Raw genomic sequence first — 25,979 nt, 5'->3', positions numbered from 1 at the left:
GTGTCTCGGTCCCACGCTGAACCATGGCGAATTTCGACCGACCCGCTCTTCTCGCCGGCGCCGCAGCGGCCGTCGCCGGATGGGGACTGGTCGCGGTGCCCGTGTTCCTGCTGTGGGTGGTCACCCCGTACGCCGACGACAGTCTGCTTGCCGTGCCACGCCTGGCCGGAGGGCTGTGGCTGCTCGGGCACGGCGGCCCGCTCCGCTGGGAGGACCCGGTCGGGTCGGCGACGTTGGGGGTCGCGCCGCTGGCCGTCACCGCCCTGGCCGTCGTGCTCGTCCACCGCGCGGCCGCCCGTACCGGACGGATCGGCAGCGTTGTCGCCGGGTACGCGGCCGTCGGACTCCTTGTCGCCCTGCTGGGGCTCGCCGGAGCGTTGCAGAGTGAGCCGCTGCCGGACCTGCTGTGGGTGGTGCTGACGGCCCTGCCCGCCGCGATGACGGGTGCGCGGCGCCGGACCGGGGAGTGGGGGATCGCCGCAGCCTGGGCCGCGCTGCGGGCCCGAGGGCAGTGGCTCGGTATCTGGCCGGTGGTCGCACCCGAGGGCCGGTTCGCTGCCACGCAAGCCCGGATCGGTGCGCTCGCGCCCTACCGGGACCGCGTGCTGCGGGCGGGCACGGCCGGGGCGCTGGCCCTGCTGGGGAGCGGCGCGCTGGTGCTGACCGTGGCGCTGCTGGTGCACCTGAGCGCCGTCGGCGGGCTCGCCGCGCAGCTCGCGCCGGACGTGCCCGGACGGGTCGGGCTGCTGCTGCTCTGCATCGTGCTGCTGCCGAACGCCGCCGTTTGGGGGGCGTCCTGGGCACTGGGACCGGGATTCACCCTCTCGGCGCATGCTGCGGCCACCGGCACGCAGGCGCTGCCGCCGATCGCCTTCCCGCTGCTGGCGATCGTCCCCGGGCCGGGACGCTCGGTGCTCGGGTTGATCGCGTTGCTGACGCCCCTCGTCGCCGGAGCGGTGGTCGGCTGGGCGCTCGGCCGCGACTCCGCGGGTGCGCCTGCGAACTCATCGGGCGACCAGGCCGATGAGGCCTACGAGTCCGATGACGCCGACAAGTCCGACGAGGCCGACGAGACGGCCACGACAGCCGGGACGGGCCGATGGGCGCTCGCGATGACGGTGCTCTGCGCGTCGGCCTGTACCGCCGGGATCGCGGCGGCCGTGGCGCTGTGGGCCGGGGGAGCGCTGGGAGACGTCGCGCTCGCGCATGTCGGGCCGCCGGTCGGGTGGACCGCCCTTGCGGCGTTCGGCTGGACCGCGGGTGCCGGCCTGCCCGCGGCGTTCCTGCACCGTTGGTGGTCGGGCCGCGCGGAACGCGCGGCGGTACGTGCGACCGAGCGAGCCGCGCAGTCCGAGACCGGTACCGGAACCGACCTCGGGACGGAATCGAAGGACCTCGTCGCCGACCTCGTTCCCGAGGGCTGGGCCGCCTCCGGGACGGGCGAGCCGAGTCTGGCTCGCCGGTTCTGGATCAGCCGCCGTTCAGCTGGACGAGCCAGGCCGGAGGCCGGGGCGTGACCGAGGTCGCGCACTGGCTGTAGGACTGCTTGGTCGGCGCGTTCGCCTCGCAGTCGTAGTAGCTCTTGTAGTACAGCTGCACGCCGAAGACCACGGCGACCAGCGCCAGGCTGACCGCACCGGCGATCAGGCCGCCGATCGCGGCCGGGGCCTGCGGCTTGACCGGCGCCATCGGGTAGTAGCCGGAGTGGCCGACGCCCTGCCCCGCCCAGCCCGGCTGGGACGGCTGGGACGACTGGGACGGCTGCTGCGGAGCCTGCGGCGGCAGGGCGTTGCCCGCGCCGGGGGACTGGAAGATGTTCGGCGTGGTGGCGGCGCTCTGCGGCGTCTTCGCGGTGCCGCGCAGTGCGCTGACGCCCCAGTACACCGCCAGCGCGCCGAGCAGCAGCGTCAGGTACGGCACGCCGAGGATCAGGAACAGGAAGCCCCACATGCCGCTGAGCAGCGCGTAACGCGCGCGGCGCTGGACCGGGTCGGACGGGTCGAACCGGGGCGGCTGCTGCGGGTAGAAGCGTGGCAGCGGCGGTTGCTGGCCCTGGTAGCCGGGGCTCCACGGGTGCGGCGGCGGGACCTGCGCCCGCCCACGCGTCGGCGGCTGGTCCTGCGGCGGCTGGCCCTGGCCATGACCTTGGCCCTGGCCGGGCCGTCCCTGCGGCGGCTGCGCGTGTCCCGGCTGGGCCTGGGGACGGGCGTCCTCCGGCGGCGCACCCTTGTCGCCCTGCGAACCGGCACCTGTGCCGGCACCGTCGCTGGAGGCGTGTGCGTGCCCGGTGGCTGCGGGAGCGGGGAGACGCGGCTGCCAAGGACGGTCGGGCGTGCCCTCGGGCGGCGGCGCGAACGGGTCGCGCGCCTGCTCGCCGGTCGGTTTGGTGTCGCCGGTGTGGCCCATCGTCTTCGCCGCAACTCCTGCTCGCACGGTCTCCCTGTCGGAAGACACCCTCTCACTACCGGAGCATCCGTGGCGTGCGACCCCAGGATGATCCACGCCGGTGATCGTCGGCCGGGGTTCAGGCGCGCGTACAGCTGCCGGTATCGTTGCTGACGGATGGCGCGCCCAGGAGGTTCCCGTCCGGTTCGCGGGAAAGCCGCGGACACCGTTCGGCGGACGCGGATGCCGGTCACGAGATGACACCCCGCGACTGCCACCCGATGAGCTCGACGCACGCCTCGTGAACCGTGCACGACGAACCGTGTACGACTCCGGCGGCGTCAGCCCGACCTGAAGGACCGAGCAGTGGCTCTTGCGCCCGGCAGTGCACCGCTGGACTTCGCCGCACCCGCGGCGCCCGCCCGGCTTGTCGTCCTCGTCTCCGGTTCGGGTACCAATCTGCAGGCGCTGATCGACGCCGCCGCCGACCCGGCCTTCGGCGCCGTCATCGTCGCCGTGGGCGCGGACCGCGACGGCATCGCCGGTCTGGAGCGCGCCGAGAAGGCGGGCATTCCCACGTTCGTGCACCGGGTGAAGGACTACCCCGAGCGCACCGACTGGGACGAGGCGCTGACCGGGGCCACCGCCTTGCACACCCCGGACCTGGTCGTCTCCGCAGGCTTCATGAAGATCCTCGGGGGCGCGTTCATGACCCGCTTCGCGGGCCGCATCGTCAACACCCATCCCGCCCTGCTCCCCTCCTTCCCCGGCGCGCACGGCGTGCGTGAAGCGCTGGCGTACGGGGTCAAGGTCACCGGCTGCACCGTGCACCTGGTGGACGAGGGCGTGGACACCGGACCGATCATCGCCCAGGGCGTGGTCGAGGTCGCCGACTCGGACTACCTGGACGAGGGCGAGGCGCTCCACGAGCGCATCAAGGACGTCGAGCGGAAACTGCTCGTCGACGCGGTGGGACGGCTGGCCCGACTGGGCCACCGGATCGACGGACGCCGGGTGCTGATCCCGGTGCCCTCGGCCGGAGCCGCCGAATAACCACACGCGGGCACCACACCACATAAACCGCGCCGGCGGGGTGGTCATCTCGCCGGGGCATTGCAGAAGGATTCGGTAATGAGCTCAGGCAGCAACCAGCCGCAGCCCACCTCCGAGAACGTTCGTCCCATCCGTCGGGCGCTCGTCAGCGTCTACGACAAGACCGGCCTGGAAGAGCTGGCCCAGGGCCTGCACGCGGCCGGAGTCGAGCTGGTCTCCACCGGCTCGACCGCGGCGAAGATCTCCGGCGCGGGCGTGCCGGTCACCCCGGTCGAGGAACTGACCGGCTTCCCCGAGTGCCTCGACGGTCGCGTCAAGACCCTGCACCCGCGCGTCCACGCCGGCATCCTGGCCGACCTGCGCCTCGCGTCGCACCGCGCGCAGTTGGAGGAGCTGGGCGTCGCGCCGTTCGACCTGGTCATCGTGAACCTCTACCCGTTCGAGGCAACCGTCGCGTCGGGGGCCACCCCGGACGAGTGCGTCGAGCAGATCGACATCGGCGGCCCGTCGATGGTCCGCGCCGCCGCCAAGAACCACCCGTCGGTGGCCGTGGTCACCTCGCCCGCCCGCTACGCGGACGTGCTGAAGGCCGTCGCCGGAGGCGGTTTCGACCTGGCCACCCGCAAGCGTCTGGCCGGTGAGGCCTTCGCGCACACCGCCGCCTACGACGTGGCGGTGGCCTCCTGGTTCGCCGACGGCTACGCCCCGGCCGACGAGGAGCGCTTCCCGAAGTTCCTCGGCGCGACCTGGCAGCGCGAGAATGTGCTGCGCTACGGCGAGAACCCGCACCAGGCCGCCGCGCTCTACGTGGACGGCAGCGGAAAGGGCATCGCCGCCGCCGAGCAGCTGCACGGCAAGGAGATGTCGTACAACAACTACGCCGACACGGACGCCGCGATCCGTGCCGCGTTCGACCACACCGAGCCGTGCGTGGCGATCATCAAGCACGCCAACCCGTGCGGCATCGCCGTCGGCGCGGACGTCGTCGAGGCCCACGCCAAGGCGCACGCCTGCGACCCGGTCTCGGCGTTCGGCGGCGTCATCGCCGTCAACCGCCCGGTGACGGTGGCGCTGGCGGAGCAGATCGCGCCGATCTTCACCGAGGTCGTCTTCGCCCCGGACTTCGAGCCGGGCGCGGTCGAGGTGCTGGCGCGGAAGAAGAACATCCGCGTGCTGCGCGGTACCCCCGCGCTGCCGACCGTGGAGACCCGCGCGGTGACCGGTGGCGTGCTGCTGCAGCAGGCCGACCGGATCGACGCGGCCGGTGACGACCCGTCGACCTGGACCCTCGCCTGCGGCGAGGCCCTCTCCGAGGCGGAACTGGCCGAGCTGGCCTTCGCCTGGCGGGCCTGCCGGGCCGTCAAGTCCAACGCGATCCTGCTGGCCAAGGACGGCGCCTCGGTCGGCGTCGGCATGGGCCAGGTCAACCGCGTCGACTCGGCGAAGCTCGCGGTCACCCGCGCCGGCGAGCGGGCCGAGGGTTCCTTCGCCGCGTCGGACGCCTTCTTCCCGTTCCCGGACGGACTGGAGGTGCTGATCGAGGCCGGCGTCAAGGCCGTGGTCCAGCCCGGTGGTTCGGTCCGCGACGACCTGGTGGCCGAGGCCGCCAAGAAGGCCGGGATCACCATGTACCTTTCGGGTACGCGGCACTTCTTCCACTGAGCACGGCTGATGCCGTAACGGCGGCATGACGAAGGCCCGCGGCTCCTCCTCGGAGCTGCGGGCCTTCACCCGTTGCAACAGCCGTGTCAGTTGCTGGTGATGACGACGGTGTTCATGACCTTGTCGGCGAAGGTCTGCGACTTGGCGTCCCAGATCGGCCACAGGAAGCCGAGGTAGCACGCCAGGCCGTCGAGGAAGTGCGCGAGCTTGCGGACGAAGGCGGCGCCGAAGCCGACGACCTGGCCGTCGGACTCGCGGACTAGACGGATCTTCAGGAGCTTCTTGCCGGGCGTCTGGCCGGTGGTGCCTTCCTGGTGGCACAGCCACAGCGTCGCGCCCAGGCCGATGACGAAGGCCAGCAGGTAGAAGACGACGGCCAGGCCGGCGGAGCCGCCGCTGGTGGTGCCGGGGGTGTACGCGCCGGTGGTCGGGTCGACGGTGCCCGGGGTGTACGAGGTGGCGAAAGCCACCCCGGCGATGATGTAGAGGATGAACGGCACCAGACCGGCGATAAGGCCGTCGATGAAGTAAGCACCCACGCGCTGGCCCCAGTTGGCGTACTGGCCCTGCGGCGCGTAGCCCGCGTACGGGTCGGTGCCGTAGCCCTGGTAGCCCGCCTGCGGCTGCTGCTGGTAGCCGTACGCCTGCTGCTGGCCGTACGCGTCCGCCTGCGGCTGCTGCTGCTGCGGGAAGCCGTAGGCCTGCTGCTGTTGCTGCTGCGGCGCCTGCTGCTGCGGGTACCCATAGCCCGGCTGCTGCGGCTGCTGCGGCTGCTGCGGCTGCTGGCCGTAAGGGTTCTGCTGCTGCTGGCCGTAAGGGTTGTTCGGGTCGGGCGGGTAACTCATGCTCATGCCTCCGGGCAGGGAGTGGTGATGACGGTGAAACACGAAGAACGAAGAACAGTCGGCGAGATTATCGGAGTCCGGTGACACTCAGGAGGGCAGAAAGCCGTACCGGTGCAACTGCCAGAGCCAGGAGACCCCCAGCGCGGAGAAGATGACGATGTTTTTCTTCCGCGCGGGCAGACGCCACCACCATGCTCCACCGCCGAGTGGCGCGAAGAGCAGGCCCAGGCCGATCAGCACGGTGACCGGATTGGCCGCCACTGCCGCCACCGGATGCCCGGCGCCCAATTCCATGAACACCGTGGTGCTGCCGCAGACCGGGCACGGTATGCCGGTGAACCGGCGGAACGGGCAGAGCACGCCGGGGTCGTGCGTCGCGTGGACCTCCGCGGCCGCCACTGCCAGGACGCCTGCGCCGCTGCCTCGCAGCAGCACGCGCACCGGGCCGCCCCAGCGGCTCGCGGTGATCCTGGACCAGCGGGTCTTCCACGCGGCGCGCAGACCCCGAGCCATGTCCGTACCCGTACCCGTGCCCGTATCGGGCCGGTTGACGTCCTGGTGGCTGATCCCCTGAAACGTGACGGGCTGATGACCGATCTCATGAACGCTCATCAGACGGTCACCGCAAGGCGCTCGACATACTCATCTCATCCCCCGAATTCGTGTCGCCGTCGTTCCGTACCGGACCATCGTTGCGATCCGCCCGTCCGCTGTCCACCTCGAAAGCGGACGGGCACGGAGTTGTGGCAGATTTGCAACCGGACCAGCACGGTCCGTGTGCTACTGGGAGACGCCATTCCAGTCCTGCGTACAACAACGGGAGCACCGGCGTGCACACCGGCTTCGGCGATCCTGGAGAATGTCCTCATGACCGCCCAGATTCTCGATGGCAAGGCCACCGCCGCAGCGATCAAGTCCGAGCTCGTCACCAGGGTCGAGGCGCTGAAGGCCCAGGGGATCACCCCCGGCCTCGGCACCGTCCTGGTCGGCGACGACCCCGGCAGCCACTCCTACGTCCGTGGCAAGCACCGCGACTGCGCGCAGGTCGGCATCGCCTCCATCCAGCGCGAGCTCCCCGCCGACGCGACCCAGGAGCAGGTCGAGGACGTCGTCCGCGAGCTGAACGCCAACCCGGAGTGCACCGGCTACATCGTCCAGCTCCCGCTCCCCAAGCACCTGGACGAGAAGCGGGTACTGGAGCTGATCGACCCGGACAAGGACGCCGACGGCCTGCACCCGATGAGCCTGGGCCGCCTGGTGCTCGGCATCGACGGCCCGCTGCCCTGCACCCCGTACGGCATCGTCGAGCTGCTGCGCCGGCACAAGATCGAGATCAACGGCGCGGACGTCTGCGTCGTCGGCCGCGGCATCACGGTCGGGCGCTCGATCGGTCTGCTGCTCACCCGAAAGAGCGAGAACGCGACGGTGACCCTCTGCCACACCGGCACCCGTGATCTCGCCGACCACCTGCGCCGGGCCGACATCATCGTCGCCGCGGCGGGCGTGGCTCACCTGATCAAGCCCGAGGACGTCCGTCCCGGCGCGACCGTCCTCGACGTCGGCGTCAGCCGTGTCGACGGCGTCTACACCGGTGACGTCGCCCCGAAGGTCGCCGAGGTGGCCGGCTGGATCTCCCCGAACCCGGGTGGTGTCGGGCCGATGACGCGGGCGATGCTTCTCCAGAACGTGGTCGAGGCGGCCGAGCGGCGAGCCCGAGGCGCAGTGGAGGGTGGGGATCGGGCGTGAGGAACGAGCGGCCGGTACCCGCCCGGAGCGGAGGCGAGGGCAAGTGCGAGCAACAAGCGGAAGCGCGGCGGGCGGAAGCGCGCCGGGCTCGGGCCGCGCAGGCGTGAGTGACATGGCCGCCGCCGAGCACAAGCACAAGGCGCCGCGCAGGCCGCCGGTGAAGACCACCGGGACGTTCCGTCCCGAGGGCGGCTCCGCTGCGGCCGGGAACGACAAGCCGGTGCCGGTGCGGCAGTGGCCGATCGTGGTGGTGCTGGCGGTCGTCGGCGTCGGCCTGCTGGTCACCGCGCTGGACGCGTGGCGGGCGGGCATCGTCACGGTCGGCGTCGGGATGCTGGTCGGGGCGGTGCTGCGGGCTGTGCTGCCGGAGGTCGGGATGCTGGCGGTGCGCAGCCGGTTCACCGACATCGTGGTGATGGGTCTGATGGGCGTGCTCATCATCGTGCTGGCCCTGGCCGCGCAACCCGATCCCGTGATCAACCTGCCGCTGATGCACACCCTGGGCGATTTCGTGCACAGCACGAGTGGTGACTGACGGCGCGTTCCACGGTTTCCCGCGAACCCGGTAATGCCGCTTTGACCTGGGGTGATGCCGGTCCGGCATGGGCGCTGCGGAAACGTGACGAAGGACTCCCGAGGGCGTGGTGACGCCGCGCCCTCCGTCCGGTCGGGTTGCGATAGCCTGACGCTGGTTCTCTCGATGTCGAGAGACGCGTCGGCGACTGCTGGAGAAGGTAGAAATGACCCGCACCCCCGTCAATGTCACCGTGACCGGCGCGGCCGGCCAGATCGGCTACGCGCTGCTCTTCCGTATCGCCTCCGGCCACCTGCTGGGCGCGGACGTGCCGGTCAAGCTGCGCCTGCTGGAGATCCCGCAGGGTGTCAAGGCCGCCGAGGGCACCGCGATGGAGCTCGACGACTGCGCCTTCCCGCTGCTCAAGGGCATCGACATCTTCGACGACCCGAACGCCGCCTTCGCCGGCGCCAACGTGGGCCTGCTGGTCGGCGCCCGTCCGCGCACCGCGGGCATGGAGCGCGGGGACCTGCTCTCGGCCAACGGCGGCATCTTCGGCCCGCAGGGCAAGGCCATCAACGACAACGCCGCGGACGACATCCGCATCCTGGTTGTCGGCAACCCGGCCAACACCAACGCCCTGATCGCCCAGAACCACGCTCCGGACGTCCCGGCCGACCGCTTCACCGCGATGACCCGCCTGGACCACAACCGCGCTGTGGCGCAGCTGTCCAAGAAGCTCGGCGTGGGCGTCGACGACGTCAAGCGGCTGACCATCTGGGGCAACCACTCCGCCACCCAGTACCCGGACATCTTCCACGCCGAGGTGGGTGGCAAGAACGCCGCCGAGGCAGTCTCCGACGAGAAGTGGCTGGCCGACGAGTTCATCCCGACCGTCGCCAAGCGTGGCGCCGCCATCATCGACGCCCGTGGCGCCTCCTCCGCCGCCTCGGCCGCCAACGCCGCCATTGACCACGTCTTCACGTGGACCAACGGCACCGCCGAGGGCGACTGGACCTCCGCCGGCGTCATCTCCGACGGCTCCTACGGCGTGCCGGAGGGCATCATCTCCTCCTTCCCGGTCACCGCGAAGAACGGCAAGTTCGAGATCGTCCAGGGCCTGGACATCAACGAGTTCTCCCGCGCCCGCATCGACGCCTCCGTCAAGGAGCTCGTCGAGGAGCGCGACGCGGTCAAGCAGCTCGGCCTCATCTGAGCGCCGCGTTCTCCGCTGTCTCACTGAGCGGCCCGGTCGCCTCGTCGACCGGGCCGTCCGGCTATCCTGAGCGCGCCGCGACTGGCGCACGGGGAGGGAACCCCGAGGGAGCGGCACAGCGCACCACCGCCGGACTGCCGTACGCCTGGGCAGCCGGGTCGGACTCCGCCACGATGGCCGTGACGGAGCAACGGACCCGGAGGACGCCCTGTGTCCCATCTCGCCGCCACCGATCCCGAGATCGCCGCACTCGTCGTCGCCGAGGAGCAACTCCAGGCGGACACACTGCGGTTGATCCCCAGTGAGAACTACGTCTCGCACGCGGTGCTGGAGGCGACCGGCACCGTTCTGCAGAACAAGTACTCCGAGGGCTACCCCGGCAAGCGCTACTACGAGGGCCAGCAAAACATCGACCAGGTCGAGACCCTGGCGATCGAGCGGGCCAAGGCGCTGTTCGCCATGGACCACGCCAACGTCCAGCCGTACTCGGGCTCGCCCGCCAACCTCGCCGTCTACCTGGCCTTTCTGAAGCCCGGCGACACCGTGATGGGCATGGCGCTGCCGATGGGCGGTCACCTCACCCATGGCTGGGGCGTCTCGGCCACCGGGACCTGGTTCCGCGGCGTGCAGTACGGCGTGGAGCGCGAGACCGGCCGGGTCGACCTGGACAAGGTGCGGGATCTGGCGCTCGCCGAGCGGCCCAAGGTGATCTTCTGCGGCGGCACCGCCGTGCCGCGGACCATCGACTTCGCGGGGTACGCCGAGATCGCCCGCGAGGTGGGCGCGGTCCTGGTCGCGGACGTCGCGCACATCGCCGGACTGATCGCGGGCGGCGTGCACCCCTCGCCGACCGGGCACGCCGACGTCGTCTCCACCACCACCCACAAGACCCTGCGCGGTCCGCGCGGCGCGATGCTGCTCTCCACCGAGGAGCACGCCAAGGCGATCGACCGTGCGGTCTTCCCCGGTCTGCAGGGCGGCCCGCACAACCACACCACCGCGGCGATCGCGGTCGCGCTCAAGGAGGCCTCGGGCGCTGAGTTCCGCGCCTACGCCCACCAGGTCGTCGCCAACGCGCAGGCGCTGGGCGAGCAGTTGGCCGCGCGCGGCTTCGACCTGGTCTCGGGCGGCACCGACAACCACCTGCTGCTGATCGACCTCAGCGGCAAGGACGTCCCCGGCAAGGTCGCCGCCAAGGCGCTGGACCGGGCGGGCATCGTGGTGAACTACAACACCGTCCCCTACGACACCCGCAAGCCCTTCGACCCCTCCGGCATCCGGATCGGTACCCCGGCGCTGACCTCGCGCGGCATCCCGGCGTCCGAGATGGGCACGGTCGCCGAGTGGATCGACCGCGTCGTCGCGGCGGCGAAGACCGGGGACGAGGAGACCGTCGCCAAGGTCCGCGCCGAGGTCAAGGCGCTGATGGACGCCTACCCCGCGCCCGGGCTGCCCGTCCGGTAACCGGAACGGTAACCGGACGGGCAGGGTCCCTAGACTGGCCCGGTGAGCGAGACGTTGCGCGACGCCGGGCTGGTCCTTCTCTTCATCGTGATCGGCGGCATCTTCAATGTCGCGGAGATCTCGCTGATCTCCCTGCGGGAGGGCCAGATCCGCGCGCTGGCCGAGCGCGGCACCCGGCGGGCCACCCGGGCGGCGCATCTGGCCGCGGACCCGAACCGGTTCCTGGCCTCGGTGCAGGTCGGTGTGACCTGCATGGGCTTCCTGTCGGCGGCGTTCGGCGCGGACACGCTGGCCAAGAAGCTGTCGCCGATCTTCGTCGGCTGGGGCGTGAGCCAGGGCCTCGCCGACACCCTCGCCCTGGTCGGCCTGACCCTGGTGATCTCCTACGTCTCCCTGGTCCTCGGCGAGCTCACGCCCAAGCGGATCGGCCTGCAGCGCTCCGAGTCGATCGTGCTGATGGCCGCGCCGCTGGTCGAGTCCATCTCGCGGGTGCTGCGGCCGGTCATCTGGCTGCTGTCGGCGTCGACCAACCTGATGGTCCGGCTGCTCGGCGGCGACCCGAGCGCCGGACGCAACGCGATGAGCTCCGAGGAGCTGCGCGGGCTGGTGGCCGCCAACACCGAACTCGGCATCGACGAGCGGCAGCTGATCGGCGAGGTCTTCGCGGCGGGGGAGCGGCAGCTGCGCGAGGTGATGGTGCCGCGCACCGAGGTCACCTTCCTCGACGCCTCGCAGGAGCTCGCCGCGGTCCGCGAGGAGGTGCGGGACTACCCGCACAGTCGCTACCCGGTGGTGGACGGCTCCTACGATCTGGTCGTGGGCTTCGTCCACGTCCGCGACCTGTACGGGGCGGACGCGGTCGGCACGGTCCGCGACATCGCCCGGCCGGTGAAGCTGCTGCCCGCGACCAAGCGGGTGCTGCCGTCGATGTCGGAGATGCGGCACGAGGGCCACCACCTGGCCATCGTCGTCGACGAGTACGGCGGCACGGCAGGGATCGTCACGCTGGAGGATCTGGTCGAGGAGGTCATCGGCGAGATCCGCGACGAGTACGACTCGCAGGAGCTGTCCACCACACGGCGGTTGGCGAGCGGGTCGATCGAGGTGGACGGGCTGCTCAACCTGCCGGACTTCGAGGAGGAGACCGGGGTCGAGCTGCCGGAGGGCCCGTACGAGACCGTGGCCGGGTACGTGGTCGCGGAGCTGGGCCGGTTGCCGCTGGTCGGCGACCGGATCACCACCGCGGACGGCTACCAGCTCGAGGTGGCCCGCCTGGACGGCCGCCGCGTGGACCGGGTCCGCGTCACCGCGCCGCCGGAGCAGTCCCCGCCCGAGCAGCCCCCGTCGGATCAGGGGACCCCGGAGTAGTCGCCACGCAGTGGTCGACCCCGGAGCGGTCTCCACCGCAGTGACCGGCGTCGGTGCTGTGAACCGGGCTCAGCCCACCGAAGCGAGCTCGGCCCGGACCTCGGCGGCCCGGTCCGGGTCGCCGAGGGTGTCGAACAGCTCGGCGGAGAGCCGCAGTTGGGCGGCGGCCTCGGGGACCTTGCCGAGCGCGGCGAGTGCCCGGCCCAGTTGCCGTCGGGCCTCGGCCTGACGCAGTCGGGCGCCGAGCTGCAGATAGATGTCGAGCGCCTGCTCCAGCAGGTCGACGGCGGAGGCGTGGTCGCCGACCGCGTCCCGCACCAGGGCCAGGTCGTTGAGCGCGATGGCCTGACCGTGGGGCTGGTCGAGCCGGTGGAAGATCGTAAGACCCTGCCGCAGATGACCGTCGGCGGCGTCGTGGTCCCCGGCGAGCAGGCAGAGCCGACCGAGTTCGTTGAGCGCGTTGCCCTCGCCCATCGGGCTCCCGGCCTGCCGGTAGAGCGCGAGGGCCTGTTCGGTCAGTCGCATCGCCGTGGGCCGGCCCTCGGCCTCGCGGTGGGCCAGGCCGCCCTCGAAGGTGGCGTTGGCCTGGCCCAGCGTGTCGCCGCCCTGCCGGAACAGCGTGAGCGCCTCGGCGCAGAGCGCGGCCGACGCGGTCAGGTCGCCCTGCTGACGGCGGGCGCGCGCCAGACCGTAGAGCGCGCTGGCCACGCCGGTCGGCGCGTCTAGCTCGCGGTAGAGGGCGAGCGCCGCCTCGTGGTGCGCGCTCGCGGCGGTGTAGTCGGCGGCCATGTGCTCGATCCGGCCCAGCTCCCACCGCGCGGTGGCCCGGCCGAGCCGGTCGCCCACCTGCTGATAGACCGTCAGCGCCTGCTCCAGCTCGCGCCGGGCGCCGGAGACCTCGCCGGAGGTGAGCAGCACCCGGGCCAGGTCCACCAGCGCGTTGGCCTCGGCCAGACCGTCGCCGTCGCCCCGGGCCAGCTCGGCGGCGTTCCGGTGCAGAACGGCGGCCTGCGCCCACGGGCCCTCGGTGTGCAGGAAGGCGGCCATGGCGGCCGTCAGCGCCACCGCCCGTGCGGGCCTGCCGTGTTCGGCGGCGTGGGTGGCGCAGGCGACCAGGTTGTCGCGCTCCCGGCGCATCCAGGCGAGGGCGCTGGTGCGGTCGTCGGGCTGCGGTGCGGTGGGCCCGTCGTCGATCGTGGAGGCCGGGTCGCCCGGACGTGGGGTCCGGGCCAGCAGCCGGTCGGCGGCGCGCGCCGCGTCCAGGTAGTGCGCGGTCAGCTGCCCGACGGCCTCCTGCTGCACGGCGAGCGGCTCGGTGGCGCCGAGCGTGCGGGCGAAGAGCCGGACCAGGTCGTGGAAGCGGTAGCGGCCGGGAGCCGGTTCGAGCAGCAGGTTGTGGTCGAGCAGCGATGCCAGCAGCCGTGCGGCGGTGCGTCTGTCCTCGGCGATCAGCCGGGCGGCGGCGACCGCGTCGATCTCGGTGCCGGGGATCAGTCCCAGTCTGCGGAAGAGCCGCTGCTCGGGCTCGGGGAGTGCGGCGTAGGAGAGCTCGAAGACCGCGGCCGTGCTGCGGTCCTCGTCGGCCAGATGGTCGAAGCGCGCCTGCTCGTCGCGGAGTTGACGGGTGAGGTCGGCGACGGTCAGCGACCGCTCGTGCCGCAGCCGCGCGGCGGCGATCCGGACCGCCAGCGGGAGATGGCCGCAGAGGGCGACCAGTTCGGCCGCCGCCTCTTGCGAATCCGCAGCCTCCGCCGCCTCTGGCCCGGCGTCGGCCGGGATGCGGTCCTCGCCCGCGATCCGACGGAGCAGGACGACCGCCTCGGCGGTGGTCAGCGTGCCCAGGGTGATCAGGTGGGCGTCGTCGAGACCGCTCAGCCGTCTTCGGCTGGTCACCAGCACCAGGCAGCCGCCGGCGCCCGGCAGCAGCGGCTGGACCTGGGCGGTGCTCTCCGCGTTGTCGAGCAGGATCAGCGTGCGCCTGCCCGCGAGCCGGTCCCGGTAGAGGGCGGCGCGCCGGTCGAGCTCGTCCGGTATCTGCGGGGCAGGCACCCCAAGGGAGTTGAGTAGCCATTCGAGCGCGTCCCCGGGCGCCATCGGGTCCACACCCTTGGTGTGGCCGTGCAGGTCGAGGAAGAACTGCCCGTCGGGGAACCGGTCGCGCAGCCGGTGTGCGGCGTGGACGGCGAGGGCGGACTTGCCGATGCCGCCCATCCCGTCGATCGCCGAGATCACGACGGTGGCCGGGTCGGCGGTGTCGATGTCCGAGGAGGGGAGGTCGAGAAGCTGTGCGAGCTCCTCCGAGCGGCCGGTGAACGTCCGGGTGTCGGCCGGGAGTTGGTGACGCGGCCCGCTTCGTGGGGCGGAGGGCGACGACGAGGTCCGAGGTGCCCGAACCGTCTGCGGCCCGGTCAGCGCGCTCAGCGCGGTCGGTGTGGTCGGCCCGGTCGGCGCAACAGGTGGGGCGAGGTCGGCGGCGCCGGCCAGGATGCGCTGCTGCAGGTCCCGCGCCGCGGCCGAGGGCTCCACGCCCAGCTCGTCGACGAGCGTGCGGCGCAGCCGGTGGAACACCTCCAGTGCCTCCGCCCGGCGGTCGGCCCGGTAGAGGGCCAGCATCAGCCGGCTGTGGAACGCCTCGCGCAGCGGATGGTCGGCGACCAGCGTGCGGAGTTCGGCGACGAGTTCCTGGTGACGACCGAGCCGCAGGTCGGCGTCGAGGCGGCTCTCCAGGGCCAGCAGCCGGGTCTCCTCCAGGTGGTGGACCTGCGCGCCGATCTCCGGTGTCGGCGGCAGCCCGGCGAACGGCGCACCGCCCCACAGTGTCACCGCGCCGGAGAGCAACTGGGCGGCGCGCGCCCAGTCCTCGTCGCGCAGCGCCTGACGGCCCTGTCGGCAGCGGTCGGTGAACTCCTGCACGTCGAGTTCGCCGTCACCGACGTCGACCAGGTAGCCGCCGCCGACGGTACGGATCCGCGCCCCCGCCTCCGGCCCGAGCCGGCGACGCAGCCGCAGCACGTGGTTGCGGAGCGAGGCGATGGCGGTCGCGGGCCGGTCCTCGCCCCAGACGACGGTCGCCAACTGCTCCCTGCTGGTGCTGTTGTTGGCGTTGAGCAACAACGCGGTCAGCACGGTGCAGGGGATGCCGGGCTCCAGGACCAGCGGCCCGGCGCCCGGGGAGTCGTCGCTCACGCTCACACGTCCGAGGATGGTGAAGCGCACGCGTGTCTCCCGGCCGATCGTCTGTCGCCCTCCAGGAGCGTGTTATCGGGATGTTAGCCCGGTGAGACCGGCCCCAGCGACGATGATCGTGGCTGAAGCCGGGGTGAGTGCCTCCGGTTCCCGTCGCCGGTCTCCGCTCCGAGCGGTCCCGCGCCTTTCCGGGCGCGGCCCAGGGCCGTTCGAGGCCGACGGGGGAACCGGGAGCACGCCCGTCGGGCGGCCCACAGCGCGCAGGAGGACCGCATCGGAGGGGCGGTCCTCCTCGTCGTGCTCTCCCCGCACGGCCCCGCCCCGCACGGCCCCTCCCCGCACAGGCCAGCCCCGCCCCGCCCCACACGGGTCAGGCCCGGACCGCGCGGTGGCGGCGCGACAACTGCCGCAGCCGCAGCTTCAGCACCCGGCCGGGACGGATCACCGCCACCCAGACCACCAACTCGCCGCGCGGACCCGGCATGGGCGTCACCCGGTAGAGACGTCCGCCGTGCCAGACCCGGCGCTGGCCCAGCCCGGCCTCCGGCGTGAGCGCCGCGGTCACCTCCCGACCGGCAAGGCTCGACTCGACGCGCAGGGCGACGCGTTGGTGCGGCAGCAGCGAGGTCAGCGGGATCACCGTCTCGTCGTCCGTCGCCACCCGCGCGGTCTCGTCACCCGCCCGGACCTGGCCGCCCCGGCTGCCCCGGCCACCGCGGCCACCGCCGCGCCGACCACCCTGCCCGTCCCGACCCTGGCCGCGGACCCACGTCACCGGAGCGCTGGTCAGCTGGGGCAACGGCCGTGAGGTCCGGACCCGCAGGCCCTGCGGCGACCAGGACACGCTCGCCGACATCGGCTCCGGCAGGCCGCCGGTCTCCGTCTCGTGCCGGACCAGGTCCGTCAGTTCGCCCACCAGCCCGTGTTGCAGGCAGTGCAGCCGGAGCCGCTGCGCCTCGCTGCACCGGGCGCGGATCGGATCGGTCAGGTGGGCGCGGACCAGCTCCGCGGCCGACGCGACCAGTGCCTCCTGCTCGGGGCGGGCCAGCGCCAGGAAGTCCGCCCGGAACAGGTTGACCAGATCGCCGCGCAGATGCCGGTCGTTGACCTCGTCCCGGATCGCGCCCGGCGCGGCGAACCGGACGGTGACCTCGATCCCCGCCGCGATCCCGCGCAGCCGGTCGGCGGGCCGGGACCGGTAGGTGATGTTGCTCCGGTCGTCCCTGGCCACCAGGTGGTAGTAGTCGTAGTCGGCCAGGACCGAGATCCGCCGGGCGCGGAAGAACGCCTCCAGCACGAACGGGCCGTCGCTGTACGCGGGCAGGTCCTCGCGGAACCGCATGCCGTGGCGGTGGACGAGCTCGGTGCGGAACAGCTTGGACGGGGTCAGCGTCCAGGCCAGGTCGCCGCCGGGGAACCGCACGTCGTCGTCGGTCTCGCGGCAGGCGAACGCGGGGACCCAGCGGCCGTTCACCCCGGCCACCCTGCCGACGACGACGTCCGAACCACAGCGCTCCGCGGTCAGCGTCATCCGGCGCAGGGCCTCCGGGCCCAGCCGGTCGTCCGAGTCGAGGAAGAAGAGATGGCGTCCGCGTGCCCGGCGCAGCCCCTCGTTCCTGGCCCGGCCGGGACCGCCGCGCTGTTCGAGCGGCACCACCCGGACCACCTCGGGCCAGGACGCCGCGAGCCGGTGCAGCTCCTCGCGGCTGCCGTCGGTGGAGGCGTCGTCCACGGCCAGCACCTCCAACTCGCCGGGGTCCAGCGTCTGCTCCCGGAGCGAGTCGAACCACGGCTCCAGATAGGGGCGTGTGTCGTGGACGGGTGTGATCACCGTCACCAAGGGAGTGGTCACGTCCTCGCTCCTCCCGGGCTCCGCTACTGGTCCGCGCGGTGAACAACGCTGCGGTCGGCCGGAGGTGGCGGTTGTTCGAAGGAACGGCGGCCCGCGCGCGTCCTCGGGGCGCGCGAAAGAACCTGTGCGCACCTGAGAGAATGTGGCCATGGCCATCGACCGTCCTCGCGTGCTCTCGGGCATCCAGCCCACGTCCGGCTCGTTCCACCTCGGCAACTACCTCGGCGCGGTGCGCCAGTGGGTGGACCTGCAGGAGACGCACGACGCGTTCTACATGGTGGTCGACCTCCACGCGATCACCGTGCCGCAGGACCCGGCGGTGCTGAGGGAGAACACCCGCGTCTCGGTCGCGCAGCTGCTCGGCGTCGGGCTCGACCCGGAGCGGTGCACGCTCTTCGTGCAGTCGCACGTGCCCGAGCACGCGCAGCTGGCCTGGGTGATGAACTGCCTCACCGGCTTCGGCGAGGCGTCGCGGATGACCCAGTTCAAGGACAAGTCCGCCAAGCAGGGCTCCGAGGGCACCACGGTCGGCCTCTTCACCTACCCGATCCTGCAGGTCGCCGACATCCTGCTGTACCAGGCCGACCAGGTCCCGGTCGGCGAGGACCAGCGTCAGCACGTCGAGCTGACCCGTGACCTGGCCGAGCGCTTCAACAGCCGCTACGGGAAGACGTTCACGGTGCCGAAGGCCTACATCCCCAAGGAGACGGCCAAGATCTTCGACCTGCAGGACCCGTCGGCGAAGATGAGCAAGTCGGCCTCCTCGCCCAAGGGCCTGATCAGCCTGTTGGACGACATCAAGGGCAGCGCCAAGAAGTTCAAGAGCGCGGTCACCGACACCGACACGGTCATCGCCTTCGACGAGAAGCAGAAGCCGGGCGTCTCCAACCTGCTCTCCATCTACTCGGCCATCAGTGGCCGTTCGATCCCGGAGCTGGTCGAGCACTTCGAGGGCAAGATGTACGGCGCGCTCAAGACCGAGCTGGCCGACTACTACTCCGAGTGGGTCGCCCCGATCCAGGAGCGCACCCGCGGCTACCTGGACGACCCGGCCGAGCTGGACCGGGTGCTGGCGCGCGGCGCGGAGAAGGCCCGTGCGGTCGCCTCCCCGACCCTGGCCGAGACGTACGACCGGATCGGCTTCCTGCGTCCGGCGCAGAGCTGAGCGGCCGGATGGGCGACAGTCACCACATACCCGAGGGCATCCCCGGGGACTTCTCCGAGGGCATCCCCGAGGGCGTGCTCATCGGGGTCTCGCTGGCTGTGCCCGAGCCGTACGCGTCGCTGGTCCAGAACGCGCGCACGGGTTACGGCGATCGGCGCGCGGCCGGGATCCCGACGCACATCACGCTGCTGCCGCCCACGTCCGTGCCCACAGGCGCGCTCGACGCGATCGACGGGCACCTGGTGCGGGCGGCGGAGCAGCACCGGCCGTTCCGGGTCCGGCTGCACGGGACGGAGACCTTCCGGCCGGTCTCGCAGGTGGTCTACGTCCGACTGGACGAGGGCATCGCGGAGTGCCGGGCGCTGGAGGCGTCGGTGCGTTCCGGGCCGCTGGCCCGGGAGTTGGGGTTCCCCTACCACCCGCACGTGACCGTGGCCCACGATCTGCCGCCTGCCGAGCTGGACCGGGCCCAGGCCGAACTGCGGGGATTCGACGCGGAGTTCACGGTGGACGGGTTCAGCCTCTACCGCTTCGGTGCGGACGAGGTCTGGCGACCCGTCCGCACCTTCGCGTTCACGACGGCGGCGCGCGCTACGCGTTGAGCGCTGCCCGCGAATCGGCCTGCGACTCCGCAGCGGGCAGCGTCTGCTGCTCCTGCGGTGCGTCCTCACGCTTGAGCCGGCTGAACGCCAGCGGCAGCGCCAGCACGCCGATGAAGAACGGCGTGGCCATGTAGCGGAACAGCGGGCCGGGCGTGGCGATGAAGACGTTCAGCTGCATGCCTGCGCAGACCGCCCCGATCGCCAGCACCTCGCGTCGCCAGACCTTGCGGGTCAGCCGGGCCAGGATCAGGTACGCGATCCAGCACCAGGTGGCGCCGTTCCACAGGATCCAGTTCAACTCGGGCGTCTTGCCCAGGTTGTACCACCAGTTGAGCGCCTTGTGCAGGCTCGTCGACAGCGGCCGGACGTGCATCGAGCCGTAGTACGGGCTCTGGTAGAGCTCCGGGTGGGCGTACATGAACGTGTAGCCGTTGGGCGAGGACTGGATGCCCATGATGAAGGTGCGGTCCTGCGCCGGGTTGATCGCCCAGGCAGGGGTGCCGCGGCAGATCGTGGCGTCGATGAAGTCGTCCGGCGCCTTCTGCAGGGACTTGACGAACAGGCTCATCAGCTGCGAGTTGTGCGCCGCTGCCGCCGTCTTGTTCAGGCCGCTGGTCAGCGCGTCGGTGCCGTAGCAGTCGGCGCCGGCCTTCTTCCAGTGGCTCAGCGGGGCGAGTTCGCTCAGCAGCGCCTTGTCCGCCGCGTTGAAGCTCTGCGGCGACTTCGAGTACGCGTAGGCGATGTCCGCGTAGATGAAGGTGTTGCCCGCGTAGTCCGTCGGCTGGGTCACGCCGAGCGCCGGGTAGACGCCCTTGTCCAGCACTACGAAGATCATGATCGGGATCAGCGTGGCGATGGCGATCCGACGCCACAGCCACGGCATGCAGAGCACGAAGACGGCACCGGAGAGGAAGACCGCGAGGAAGCCGTTGTTCCGGGACAGGCAGGAGAGCGTGAAACCGGCGCCCATCAGCAGCCAGTCGCGGCGCTGGCCCCAGACCGGGGTGGTCCGGTGCGCCTTGTCCTTGCGCAGCGCCCGCGGCACCCGCAGCGCGTCCCCGACGATGTGGGTGATCGCGGCGAAGGCGAGCACGCCCCCGATGACGTAGGGGACGTCCTTCCAGATGTAGACCACGAAGTCGCCGCTGGACGGCAGCGCCACCAACAGCACCACCGAGGCCACGATCCAGCCGGTGCGGATCCTGAACTTGCGCAGCCCCGCCGCCAGGTAGCCGATGGACAGCGCGGCGCCCACGATCTGACCGAAGGTCAGCAGCGCGTAGTCACCGGTGATCTTCAGCGACAGCCAGACACAGGAGATGTAGAAGATCGAGTGGTCGTCGATCCAGTGCCCGGTCGTCGACTCCCAGGTGTAGTTGAAGCTGTCGTACGTCATCAGCCCCGGGTAGAACGCCGCCCACCACAGCAGGTAGCCGACGAAGACCAGGACGGCGATCCCGACCGGCATGCGCAGCCTGGGCGGTATCCGGTCGACGAGCGCGTCGTAGCGCGCACGCACCGAGGCGAGGGCCCCGAGGCTCCCGGCGGCCTGCGGGCCGGTCGAGCGCTCCCGGACGGGCGACAGGGTCATGGGGGATTCCTCAGTCATTCGCGGCGTCAGTCGCGGGGTCGTCGCGCCGGAGCCGGGAGAAGGCGAGCGGAAGGAGCAGCACGCCCAGGACCGTCGGGCCGGCCATGTAGCGGTAGAGCGGGGCCGGCGTCGCGGCGAGCACCGTCAGCTGCAGGCCCGCCATGACGGCTGCCGCGGCCAGCACCTCCCTGCGCCACACCCGGCGGGTCAGCCGGACCACGATGGCGTAGCAGATGTAGCACCAGACCGCGCCACCCCAGAGGATCCACTGCAGCTGCGGCGCGCGGGACACCGCGAACCACCAGGAGCCCAGGTGGTTGAGCGTCTTCGACAGCGGAGCGGCGTGGAACGCGCTCTTGAACGGGCTCGTCTTCAGGTCCGGGTGCGAGATCAGCGCGGACTTGTACGGGCCGGTGTAGTTGACCGGCGCCATGAAGATGCCGTGCGAGTCGGGGAAGACCGCCCAGGCGTTGTGCGAGCGGCAGAACTGCGCGTCGGCGACGTACTGCGGGGCCTTCTTCAGCACGGTGGTGAAGGCGGACATCAGCTCGGTCTGGTTGGCCGCCGCGGCGGTCATGTCGAACGGTCCGTCTATCGTCAGCGGGTCGGTGTCGTAGCACTGCGCGCCGGCCGACTTCCAGTGCTCCAGCGGCGACACCGCGGCCATGGCCTGCAGCTGCGCCTGGCTGAACATCGACGGGTCCTTGCTGTACCCGTAGGCGACGTCGGCGTAGAAGAAGGTGTAGGCCGAGTTGTTGGTCTGCGCCTGCACCCCGACCACCGGGTAGACCACGCTGGTGAGGAAGAAGTAGAAGATCACCGGGATCACGGTCAGCGGCACGATCCGACGCCACAGCCACGGCAGGCAGGCCACCAGCACGACGGCGACGAGCACCACCGTCAGGAAGCCGTTGTTGCGGGCCAGGACCAGCAGCAGCATGCCGCCGCCGAAGGCCAGCCAGTCACGGCGCTGGCCGATGGCCCCGCCGAAGCCCAGCCAGTCCTCGCGTCGGCCGATCAGTCCGCGGCCCAAGCCGCGACGCGCCTCGCGCGGCAGCTTCAGCGCGTCGCCGACCACGTGCAGCACGGCCGCCGCGGCGAGCATCGCGCCCAGGACGAAGGGGACGTCCTTCCACACGAAGATGAAGAAGTCACCGGTCGGCGGCAGGATGCCGCAGAGCGCGACCGCGCCCAGGATCCAGCGCCTGCGGATGGAGAACTTCCGCAGCCCGGCGGCGAGGTAGCCGGTGATCGCGGCCTGCGCCACGATCTGCCCGAAGGTCAGCAGTGCGTACGTGCCGGTCAGCTGGAGCGACAGCCAGACGGAGCCGATGTACGGGATCGAGTGGTCGTTTATCCAGTGACCGGTCGTCGACTCCCACGTGTACGTGTAGCTGTCGAAGCTCATCAGCCCCGGGTAGAACGCCGCCCACCAGACCAGGGAGATGAGGAAAGCGAGCCCGGCCGCGGCCAGCGGGAACCGCATCCGCGGGGGGATGCGCGCAACCCACGGTCGGATCCGGTCGGTCAGCCCCCCGACCCCCGGGGGGGGGGGGGGGGCCGCGCGGGGGGGGGGGGGGGGGGGGGGGGGGGGGGGCCGGGGCGCCCCCCCCCCCCCCCGGGGGGGGGGGCCCCCCCCCCCCGGGGGGCGGCCGGGCCCCCCCCCCCCCCCCCCCGCGCGGGGGGGCCGCCCCCCCCCGGGGGAGGGGAGGGACGGGTCGAGGTCGAGCCCACTGCCATCAAAGCTCCAGCATCCGGTCGACCACGCGCTTGGCGGCGTGGCCGTCGTCGAGGTCGCAGTACGTCTTGCGGAAGGCCTCGTAGGCGGGGGCACTGTCGGCCACCACCTGGTCGAGGTTGCGCAGCGCGGAGACTACCTCGGCGGAGGTGCCCAGCAGCGGGCCGGGTGCCTGCTCGTCGAAGTCGAAGTAGAAGCCCCGCAGGGTGTCCCGGTAGTGCTCCAGGTCATAGGTGAAGAACAGGATCGGCCGACCGGTCACCGCGTAGTCGAACATGACCGAGGAGTAGTCCGTGACCAGCACGTCGGCGATCAGGTACAGCTCGGCGATGTCCGGGTAGCTGCCGACGTCCCAGAGGAAGCCGTCGCCCGTGCCCTGGATCGCGTCCACCACGTGGGCGTGCGGGCGGACCAGCAGGACGTGGTCCTCGCCCAGCTCACGCCGCATCAGCTCCAGGTCGAGGTGCAGGTCGAGCTGGTGGCCGCCGGCGTGACGCATCTTGTCCTCGCGCCAGGTCGGCGCGTACAGCACGACCTTCTTGCCCTCGGGCAGGCCCAGGTGCTCGCGCACCCGCCGGGCCAGCACCTCGCGGTCCTCGGCCAGCAGCACGTCGTTGCGCGGGTAGCCGGACTCCAGCGTCTCGCCCGTGAAGCGGAAGGCCCGCTCCTGGAGCGGGGTGCTGAACCGGTTGGGCGACAGCAGCAGGCGCCACTGCTTGGCCTCGCGCTCCAGCGCCTCCAGGTAGTCGGTGTCGGCGAACCAGTCGTTGTCGAAGTCGAACCCGATCCGCTTGAGCGCCGTGCCGTGCCAGGTCTGCACGATGGTCTGGCCCGGACGCTTGGTGATCCACCGCGGGAAGTGGGTGTTGCCGACGATGTAGCGGCTGCGCGCGTACGCCTCGTACCACTCCTCGCTGTCCAGGATCACCGCCCGGGTGCCGGGCGGGGTGGCAGCGCGGTGGTCGCGGACGACCCACAGGTGCTCCAGGTCGTCGCGGCGGCGCAGCAGCTCCTGGTGGATGTACTTGGGGGAGTCGGAGTAGTCCTTGCCCTCGAAGACGTCGTAGAGGACCTGCGGCAGCACGGGCTTGTTCAGCGCCGCCGGGTAGACCTCGTCGCGCATCCGGCGGATGTGGTAGTTGCCGCGCTCCGCGAGCGGGACGGCCTCCTCCACGTCCAGCAGGGCCGCGTCGTACCAGCGGCGGCGCAGGCTGACGGTCCGGCCGCGGGCCTCGACCGAGACCGGCAGGGACGCGAAGGCGGAGGCGGCCAGGCGGGCCTTGACCTCGACCACGCCGACCGAGCCGAGCGCGTGCTCGTCGGCCGGGTTGTCCGGCAGCACCCGGACGGAGAGGCCCCACTGTCCGGAGAGCAGCGGCACATCGCCGTTCCAGCCCGGGTTGGGCAGCGCGGGCAGCGTCGCGTAGACGCGGCCGTCGACCGCCTCGGCCGGGTAGACCTGGGCCTGGGCGTGGTAGTTGTGGCGCAGCACCAGCTCCAGGGCGTGGCGGCCCTCCAGCGGGAAGGTGCCCTCCAGCGCGAAGGCCTGCTCGGCCGGGAGCGCGGTCACCTTCTCGAAGACCGGCTGCAGCGGCTGCTCGACGATCTGCAGGTAGCCGCGCGGCGACCGCTTGAAGCAGAGCACCTGCGGACCCTCGTCGGCCGTCGACGCGACCGGGTACTGCACCGCGGCCTTGGCCTCACGGTCGTCTATCACCAGCTGGAGGATGCTGTCGTCCTCCAGCACCAGCTCGCTGCCCCAGCGGTCCTGGGCCTGCTGGGCCACGCTCGGACGCAGCCGCAGCAGCTCCTTGCGGGCGGAGGCCATCAGCGCGTGGTCGACGGAGGCGGTGAACGAGGTCCAGCCCCGGGCGGTGGCGCCGAGGATGATCGGGCACTCCAGCTCGGCCGTCGCGCCGTCCTCCTGGTGGACCAGCCGCAGCGCGCGCACCTTGCCCGCCTTGGCGGCGGAGATCCGGCCGCTGAGCTCGAAGGCGTCGCCGACCGAGGACGCCGAGCCGACGAGCGCGTCCACGGTCTCGATCCGGAGGTAGAGGTGGTCGTCGCGCATCTCCGGGAGTACCCGGACGTTGTCGGCGACCCAGCGCGGCGCCGGGTTGGCGCCGGAGTCGTACGGGCCCGCCTTGATCCGGCTGCGGCGCGGACGGCCGGGGCCGAAGACGCCGACGGTGACCCGCCAGATGCCGTCGACCCACTGGCCCTTGTGCTTGAGCCGGTCCGGGTCGAAGGAGAGCTCGAAGCCCGCGTGGTCGCAGTGGCGCAGCGGCTGGTCGTAGGCCTTGGCGGTGACGTCGAGGTCCTTGACCGTCTTGGCCGGGAGCGCCATGGTGCGTCGGCTGCCGTTCTCACGGAGCATCAGCATCTTGACCGAGTCGTACGCGTGCATGGCGCCGACGTGCTTGGGGTAGGCGTAGCCCTTGATGAAGAGCCGCCCGTCCTCGGTCCAGTCCGCGCGCCGCAGCCCGGTGCGGACCACCAGCTCCGAGTCCAGGCGCAGCACCGAATCCGGCACGTCGGCCAGGAAGGAGTAGTGGGCCTGGTGACGCACGTTGCCGCGCACCGGGATGGTCCACGGGTGCTCGCGGTCGAACTCGAGCAGCGCCAGCAGGTCGTCCATCCGGCGCTTGACCGTGAGGTAGTACTTGAGCCGCATCGGCTGCGGCAGCGCGTTCATCGCGTCCGGGCCGAGCTGGTCGATCATCTTGCCGACGTGGTCGAGGAAGGCCGTCCGGTAGACGTCGTCGCCCTCGGTCAGGGCGCGGAAGAACAGCGGGATCTCCTCGACCAGGGCGTTCTGGTCGTAGTCCGCCAGGAACTGCTTGAAGCGCGGCCCGTTCTGCTTCTTCAGGAACTCGCGGACCATGCCGATGGAGCGGACCCGGTCGATCAGGCCCTTCGGGTCGGTCCGGTTCTGGGTGATCGAGCGGGCGCCGACCTCGCGCTCACGCCAGTGGTAGATCGGCTCGGCGAGGACGTCGACCTTCTCGGCCAGGTAGTGCAGCGGGATGGAGACCGGGGCGTCCTCGTAGAGGATGCCCGGGTACTGCATGGTGTGCTTGTCCCAGAACGACCGGCGGTAGACCTTGTTCCACGCGGTGCGGTCGGTGGTCAGCGGCTGGAACTCGCTGATGTGCGTCGCCAGCCGGGTCTTCGCGAAGGGCTTGCGGTGGACCGGCGACTGCACGTGGCCGACGGAGCGGAACCGCAGCACGTTGCCCGCGACGAAGTCGGAGCCGGTGCGGTCCAGCGTCTCCAGCATCAGCTCGTACGCGGTCGGCGGGAGCGTGTCGTCGCTGTCGACGAAGCACAGGAACTCGCTGTCCGGCGCGATGTGCTCCATGCCGGTGTTGCGGGCCGGACCGAGGCCGCCGTTGGCCTTCTGGACCAGGCGGAAGCGGCTGTCCCTGGCCTCCCACTCGCGCGCGATCTCGGCGCTGTTGTCGGTGGACCCGTCGTCCACCATGACGACTTCGAGGTCGCTCATCGTCTGCGCGGCAAGAGATGCCAGGCACTCGTCCAGGTAGAGCTGGACGTTGTAGATCGGGACGACCACGGAGAGGCGGGGGGCCAT

18 protein-coding genes are annotated in these 25,979 nt (G+C 71.6%); 10 read left to right on the top strand and 8 right to left on the bottom strand.

Annotated elements, in window-relative coordinates; translation table 11 throughout:
* Window positions 1-23 precede the first annotated feature (23 nt).
* Window positions 24-1,517 carry a DUF6350 family protein gene (locus ABH928_RS26975; RefSeq protein ID WP_370071016.1) on the top strand — a complete coding sequence of 498 codons (1,494 nt, stop codon included), beginning with the start codon at window positions 24-26 and terminating at the stop codon, window positions 1,515-1,517.
* Here the strand turns inward: ABH928_RS26975 and ABH928_RS26970 are convergent.
* On the bottom strand, window positions 1,471-2,433 hold the full coding sequence (locus ABH928_RS26970) for a hypothetical protein (protein ID WP_370071014.1): 963 nt from the start codon (window positions 2,431-2,433) through the stop codon (window positions 1,471-1,473). The two genes, ABH928_RS26975 and ABH928_RS26970, sit on opposite strands and share 47 nt — an antisense overlap.
* Before the next feature lie 318 nt (window positions 2,434-2,751).
* Between ABH928_RS26970 and purN the strand changes: the two genes are divergently transcribed.
* Together purN and purH are read left to right on the top strand one after the other, a co-directional pair.
* Window positions 2,752-3,438, top strand: a complete 687-nt coding sequence (gene purN / locus ABH928_RS26965) for a phosphoribosylglycinamide formyltransferase (RefSeq protein ID WP_370071012.1) — start codon at window positions 2,752-2,754, stop codon at window positions 3,436-3,438.
* 78 nt (window positions 3,439-3,516) lie between these two features.
* Window positions 3,517-5,100, top strand: coding sequence for a bifunctional phosphoribosylaminoimidazolecarboxamide formyltransferase/IMP cyclohydrolase (gene purH, locus ABH928_RS26960; protein WP_370071010.1), 1,584 nt, complete (start codon window positions 3,517-3,519; stop codon window positions 5,098-5,100).
* Window positions 5,101-5,186: 86 nt separating this feature from the next.
* On the opposite strand, the gene ABH928_RS26955 is transcribed toward purH, so the two are convergent.
* Window positions 5,187-5,945 (bottom strand): RDD family protein, encoded by a 759-nt coding sequence (locus ABH928_RS26955; protein ID WP_370071008.1) that lies wholly within the window; start codon window positions 5,943-5,945, stop codon window positions 5,187-5,189.
* 87 nt (window positions 5,946-6,032) lie between these two features.
* Window positions 6,033-6,557: a DUF2752 domain-containing protein gene (locus ABH928_RS26950; RefSeq protein ID WP_370071006.1), complete on the bottom strand. Its 525-nt coding sequence runs from the start codon at window positions 6,555-6,557 to the stop codon at window positions 6,033-6,035.
* 255 nt (window positions 6,558-6,812) lie between these two features.
* Between ABH928_RS26950 and ABH928_RS26945 the strand changes: the two genes are divergently transcribed.
* From ABH928_RS26945 to ABH928_RS26925, 5 genes are all read left to right on the top strand, one after another.
* The gene (locus ABH928_RS26945; RefSeq protein ID WP_370071004.1) at window positions 6,813-7,691 is read left to right on the top strand and encodes a bifunctional methylenetetrahydrofolate dehydrogenase/methenyltetrahydrofolate cyclohydrolase; all 879 of its coding nucleotides are present in this window, start codon (window positions 6,813-6,815) and stop codon (window positions 7,689-7,691) included.
* A 112-nt stretch (window positions 7,692-7,803) separates the two neighbouring features.
* Window positions 7,804-8,226, top strand: coding sequence for a DUF3017 domain-containing protein (locus tag ABH928_RS26940; protein ID WP_370071002.1), 423 nt, complete (start codon window positions 7,804-7,806; stop codon window positions 8,224-8,226).
* A 205-nt stretch (window positions 8,227-8,431) separates the two neighbouring features.
* Window positions 8,432-9,421, top strand: coding sequence for a malate dehydrogenase (locus ABH928_RS26935; protein ID WP_370071000.1), 990 nt, complete (start codon window positions 8,432-8,434; stop codon window positions 9,419-9,421).
* Between the two features lie 210 nt (window positions 9,422-9,631).
* The gene (gene glyA, locus ABH928_RS26930; protein WP_370070998.1) at window positions 9,632-10,885 is read left to right on the top strand and encodes a serine hydroxymethyltransferase; all 1,254 of its coding nucleotides are present in this window, start codon (window positions 9,632-9,634) and stop codon (window positions 10,883-10,885) included.
* Between the two features lie 42 nt (window positions 10,886-10,927).
* Window positions 10,928-12,253: a hemolysin family protein gene (locus ABH928_RS26925; RefSeq protein WP_370070996.1), complete on the top strand. Its 1,326-nt coding sequence runs from the start codon at window positions 10,928-10,930 to the stop codon at window positions 12,251-12,253.
* Window positions 12,254-12,322: 69 nt separating this feature from the next.
* Here the strand turns inward: ABH928_RS26925 and ABH928_RS26920 are convergent, their stop codons facing one another.
* On the bottom strand, window positions 12,323-15,445 hold the full coding sequence (locus ABH928_RS26920) for a BTAD domain-containing putative transcriptional regulator (RefSeq protein WP_370070994.1): 3,123 nt from the start codon (window positions 15,443-15,445) through the stop codon (window positions 12,323-12,325).
* A gap of 364 nt (window positions 15,446-15,809) precedes the next feature.
* Window positions 15,810-17,291 (bottom strand): glycosyltransferase family 2 protein, encoded by a 1,482-nt coding sequence (locus ABH928_RS26915; protein ID WP_370070992.1) that lies wholly within the window; start codon window positions 17,289-17,291, stop codon window positions 15,810-15,812.
* A 142-nt stretch (window positions 17,292-17,433) separates the two neighbouring features.
* Here ABH928_RS26915 and trpS point away from each other — a divergent pair, with 142 nt between their 5' ends.
* Both trpS and ABH928_RS26905 read left to right on the top strand, forming a co-directional pair.
* On the top strand, window positions 17,434-18,456 hold the full coding sequence (trpS, locus tag ABH928_RS26910; protein ID WP_370070990.1) for a tryptophan--tRNA ligase: 1,023 nt from the start codon (window positions 17,434-17,436) through the stop codon (window positions 18,454-18,456).
* Window positions 18,457-18,464: 8 nt separating this feature from the next.
* On the top strand, window positions 18,465-19,058 hold the full coding sequence (locus ABH928_RS26905; RefSeq protein ID WP_370070988.1) for a 2'-5' RNA ligase family protein: 594 nt from the start codon (window positions 18,465-18,467) through the stop codon (window positions 19,056-19,058).
* On the opposite strand, the gene ABH928_RS26900 is transcribed toward ABH928_RS26905, so the two are convergent.
* The 3 genes from ABH928_RS26900 to ABH928_RS26890 form a co-directional block, all read right to left on the bottom strand.
* Window positions 19,048-20,649: a hypothetical protein gene (locus tag ABH928_RS26900; protein WP_370070986.1), complete on the bottom strand. Its 1,602-nt coding sequence runs from the start codon at window positions 20,647-20,649 to the stop codon at window positions 19,048-19,050. The genes ABH928_RS26905 and ABH928_RS26900 overlap by 11 nt on opposite strands.
* A gap of 10 nt (window positions 20,650-20,659) precedes the next feature.
* Window positions 20,660-22,135 (bottom strand): hypothetical protein, encoded by a 1,476-nt coding sequence (locus ABH928_RS26895; RefSeq protein WP_370070984.1) that lies wholly within the window; start codon window positions 22,133-22,135, stop codon window positions 20,660-20,662.
* 253 nt (window positions 22,136-22,388) lie between these two features.
* Entirely contained in the window at window positions 22,389-25,979 is a 3,591-nt protein-coding gene (locus tag ABH928_RS26890; protein ID WP_370070982.1) for a CDP-glycerol glycerophosphotransferase family protein, read from the bottom strand.

This window comes from Streptacidiphilus sp. MAP5-3 (assembly GCF_041262505.1).
Taxonomy (GTDB): domain Bacteria; phylum Actinomycetota; class Actinomycetes; order Streptomycetales; family Streptomycetaceae; genus Streptacidiphilus.
This window is presented reverse-complemented; position numbering and strand designations above follow the sequence as displayed.

Bases quoted from the DNA above. Each gene is read 5' to 3' on its own strand.
- ABH928_RS26900 (WP_370070986.1), bottom strand. From the start codon at position 20,649: ATGACCCTGTCGCCCGTCCGGGAGCGCTCGACCGGCCCGCAGGCCGCC.
- ABH928_RS26935 (WP_370071000.1), top strand. From the start codon at position 8,432: ATGACCCGCACCCCCGTCAATGTCACCGTGACCGGCGCGGCCGGCCAG.
- ABH928_RS26895 (WP_370070984.1), bottom strand. From the start codon at position 22,135: ATGCGGTTCCCGCTGGCCGCGGCCGGGCTCGCTTTCCTCATCTCCCTG.
- ABH928_RS26940 (WP_370071002.1), top strand. From the start codon at position 7,804: ATGGCCGCCGCCGAGCACAAGCACAAGGCGCCGCGCAGGCCGCCGGTG.
- ABH928_RS26890 (WP_370070982.1), bottom strand. From the start codon at position 25,979: ATGGCCCCCCGCCTCTCCGTGGTCGTCCCGATCTACAACGTCCAGCTC.
- ABH928_RS26950 (WP_370071006.1), bottom strand. From the start codon at position 6,557: ATGAGCGTTCATGAGATCGGTCATCAGCCCGTCACGTTTCAGGGGATC.
- ABH928_RS26905 (WP_370070988.1), top strand. From the start codon at position 18,465: ATGGGCGACAGTCACCACATACCCGAGGGCATCCCCGGGGACTTCTCC.
- ABH928_RS26945 (WP_370071004.1), top strand. From the start codon at position 6,813: ATGACCGCCCAGATTCTCGATGGCAAGGCCACCGCCGCAGCGATCAAG.
- ABH928_RS26955 (WP_370071008.1), bottom strand. From the start codon at position 5,945: ATGAGTTACCCGCCCGACCCGAACAACCCTTACGGCCAGCAGCAGCAG.
- purH (WP_370071010.1), top strand. From the start codon at position 3,517: ATGAGCTCAGGCAGCAACCAGCCGCAGCCCACCTCCGAGAACGTTCGT.
- ABH928_RS26975 (WP_370071016.1), top strand. From the start codon at position 24: ATGGCGAATTTCGACCGACCCGCTCTTCTCGCCGGCGCCGCAGCGGCC.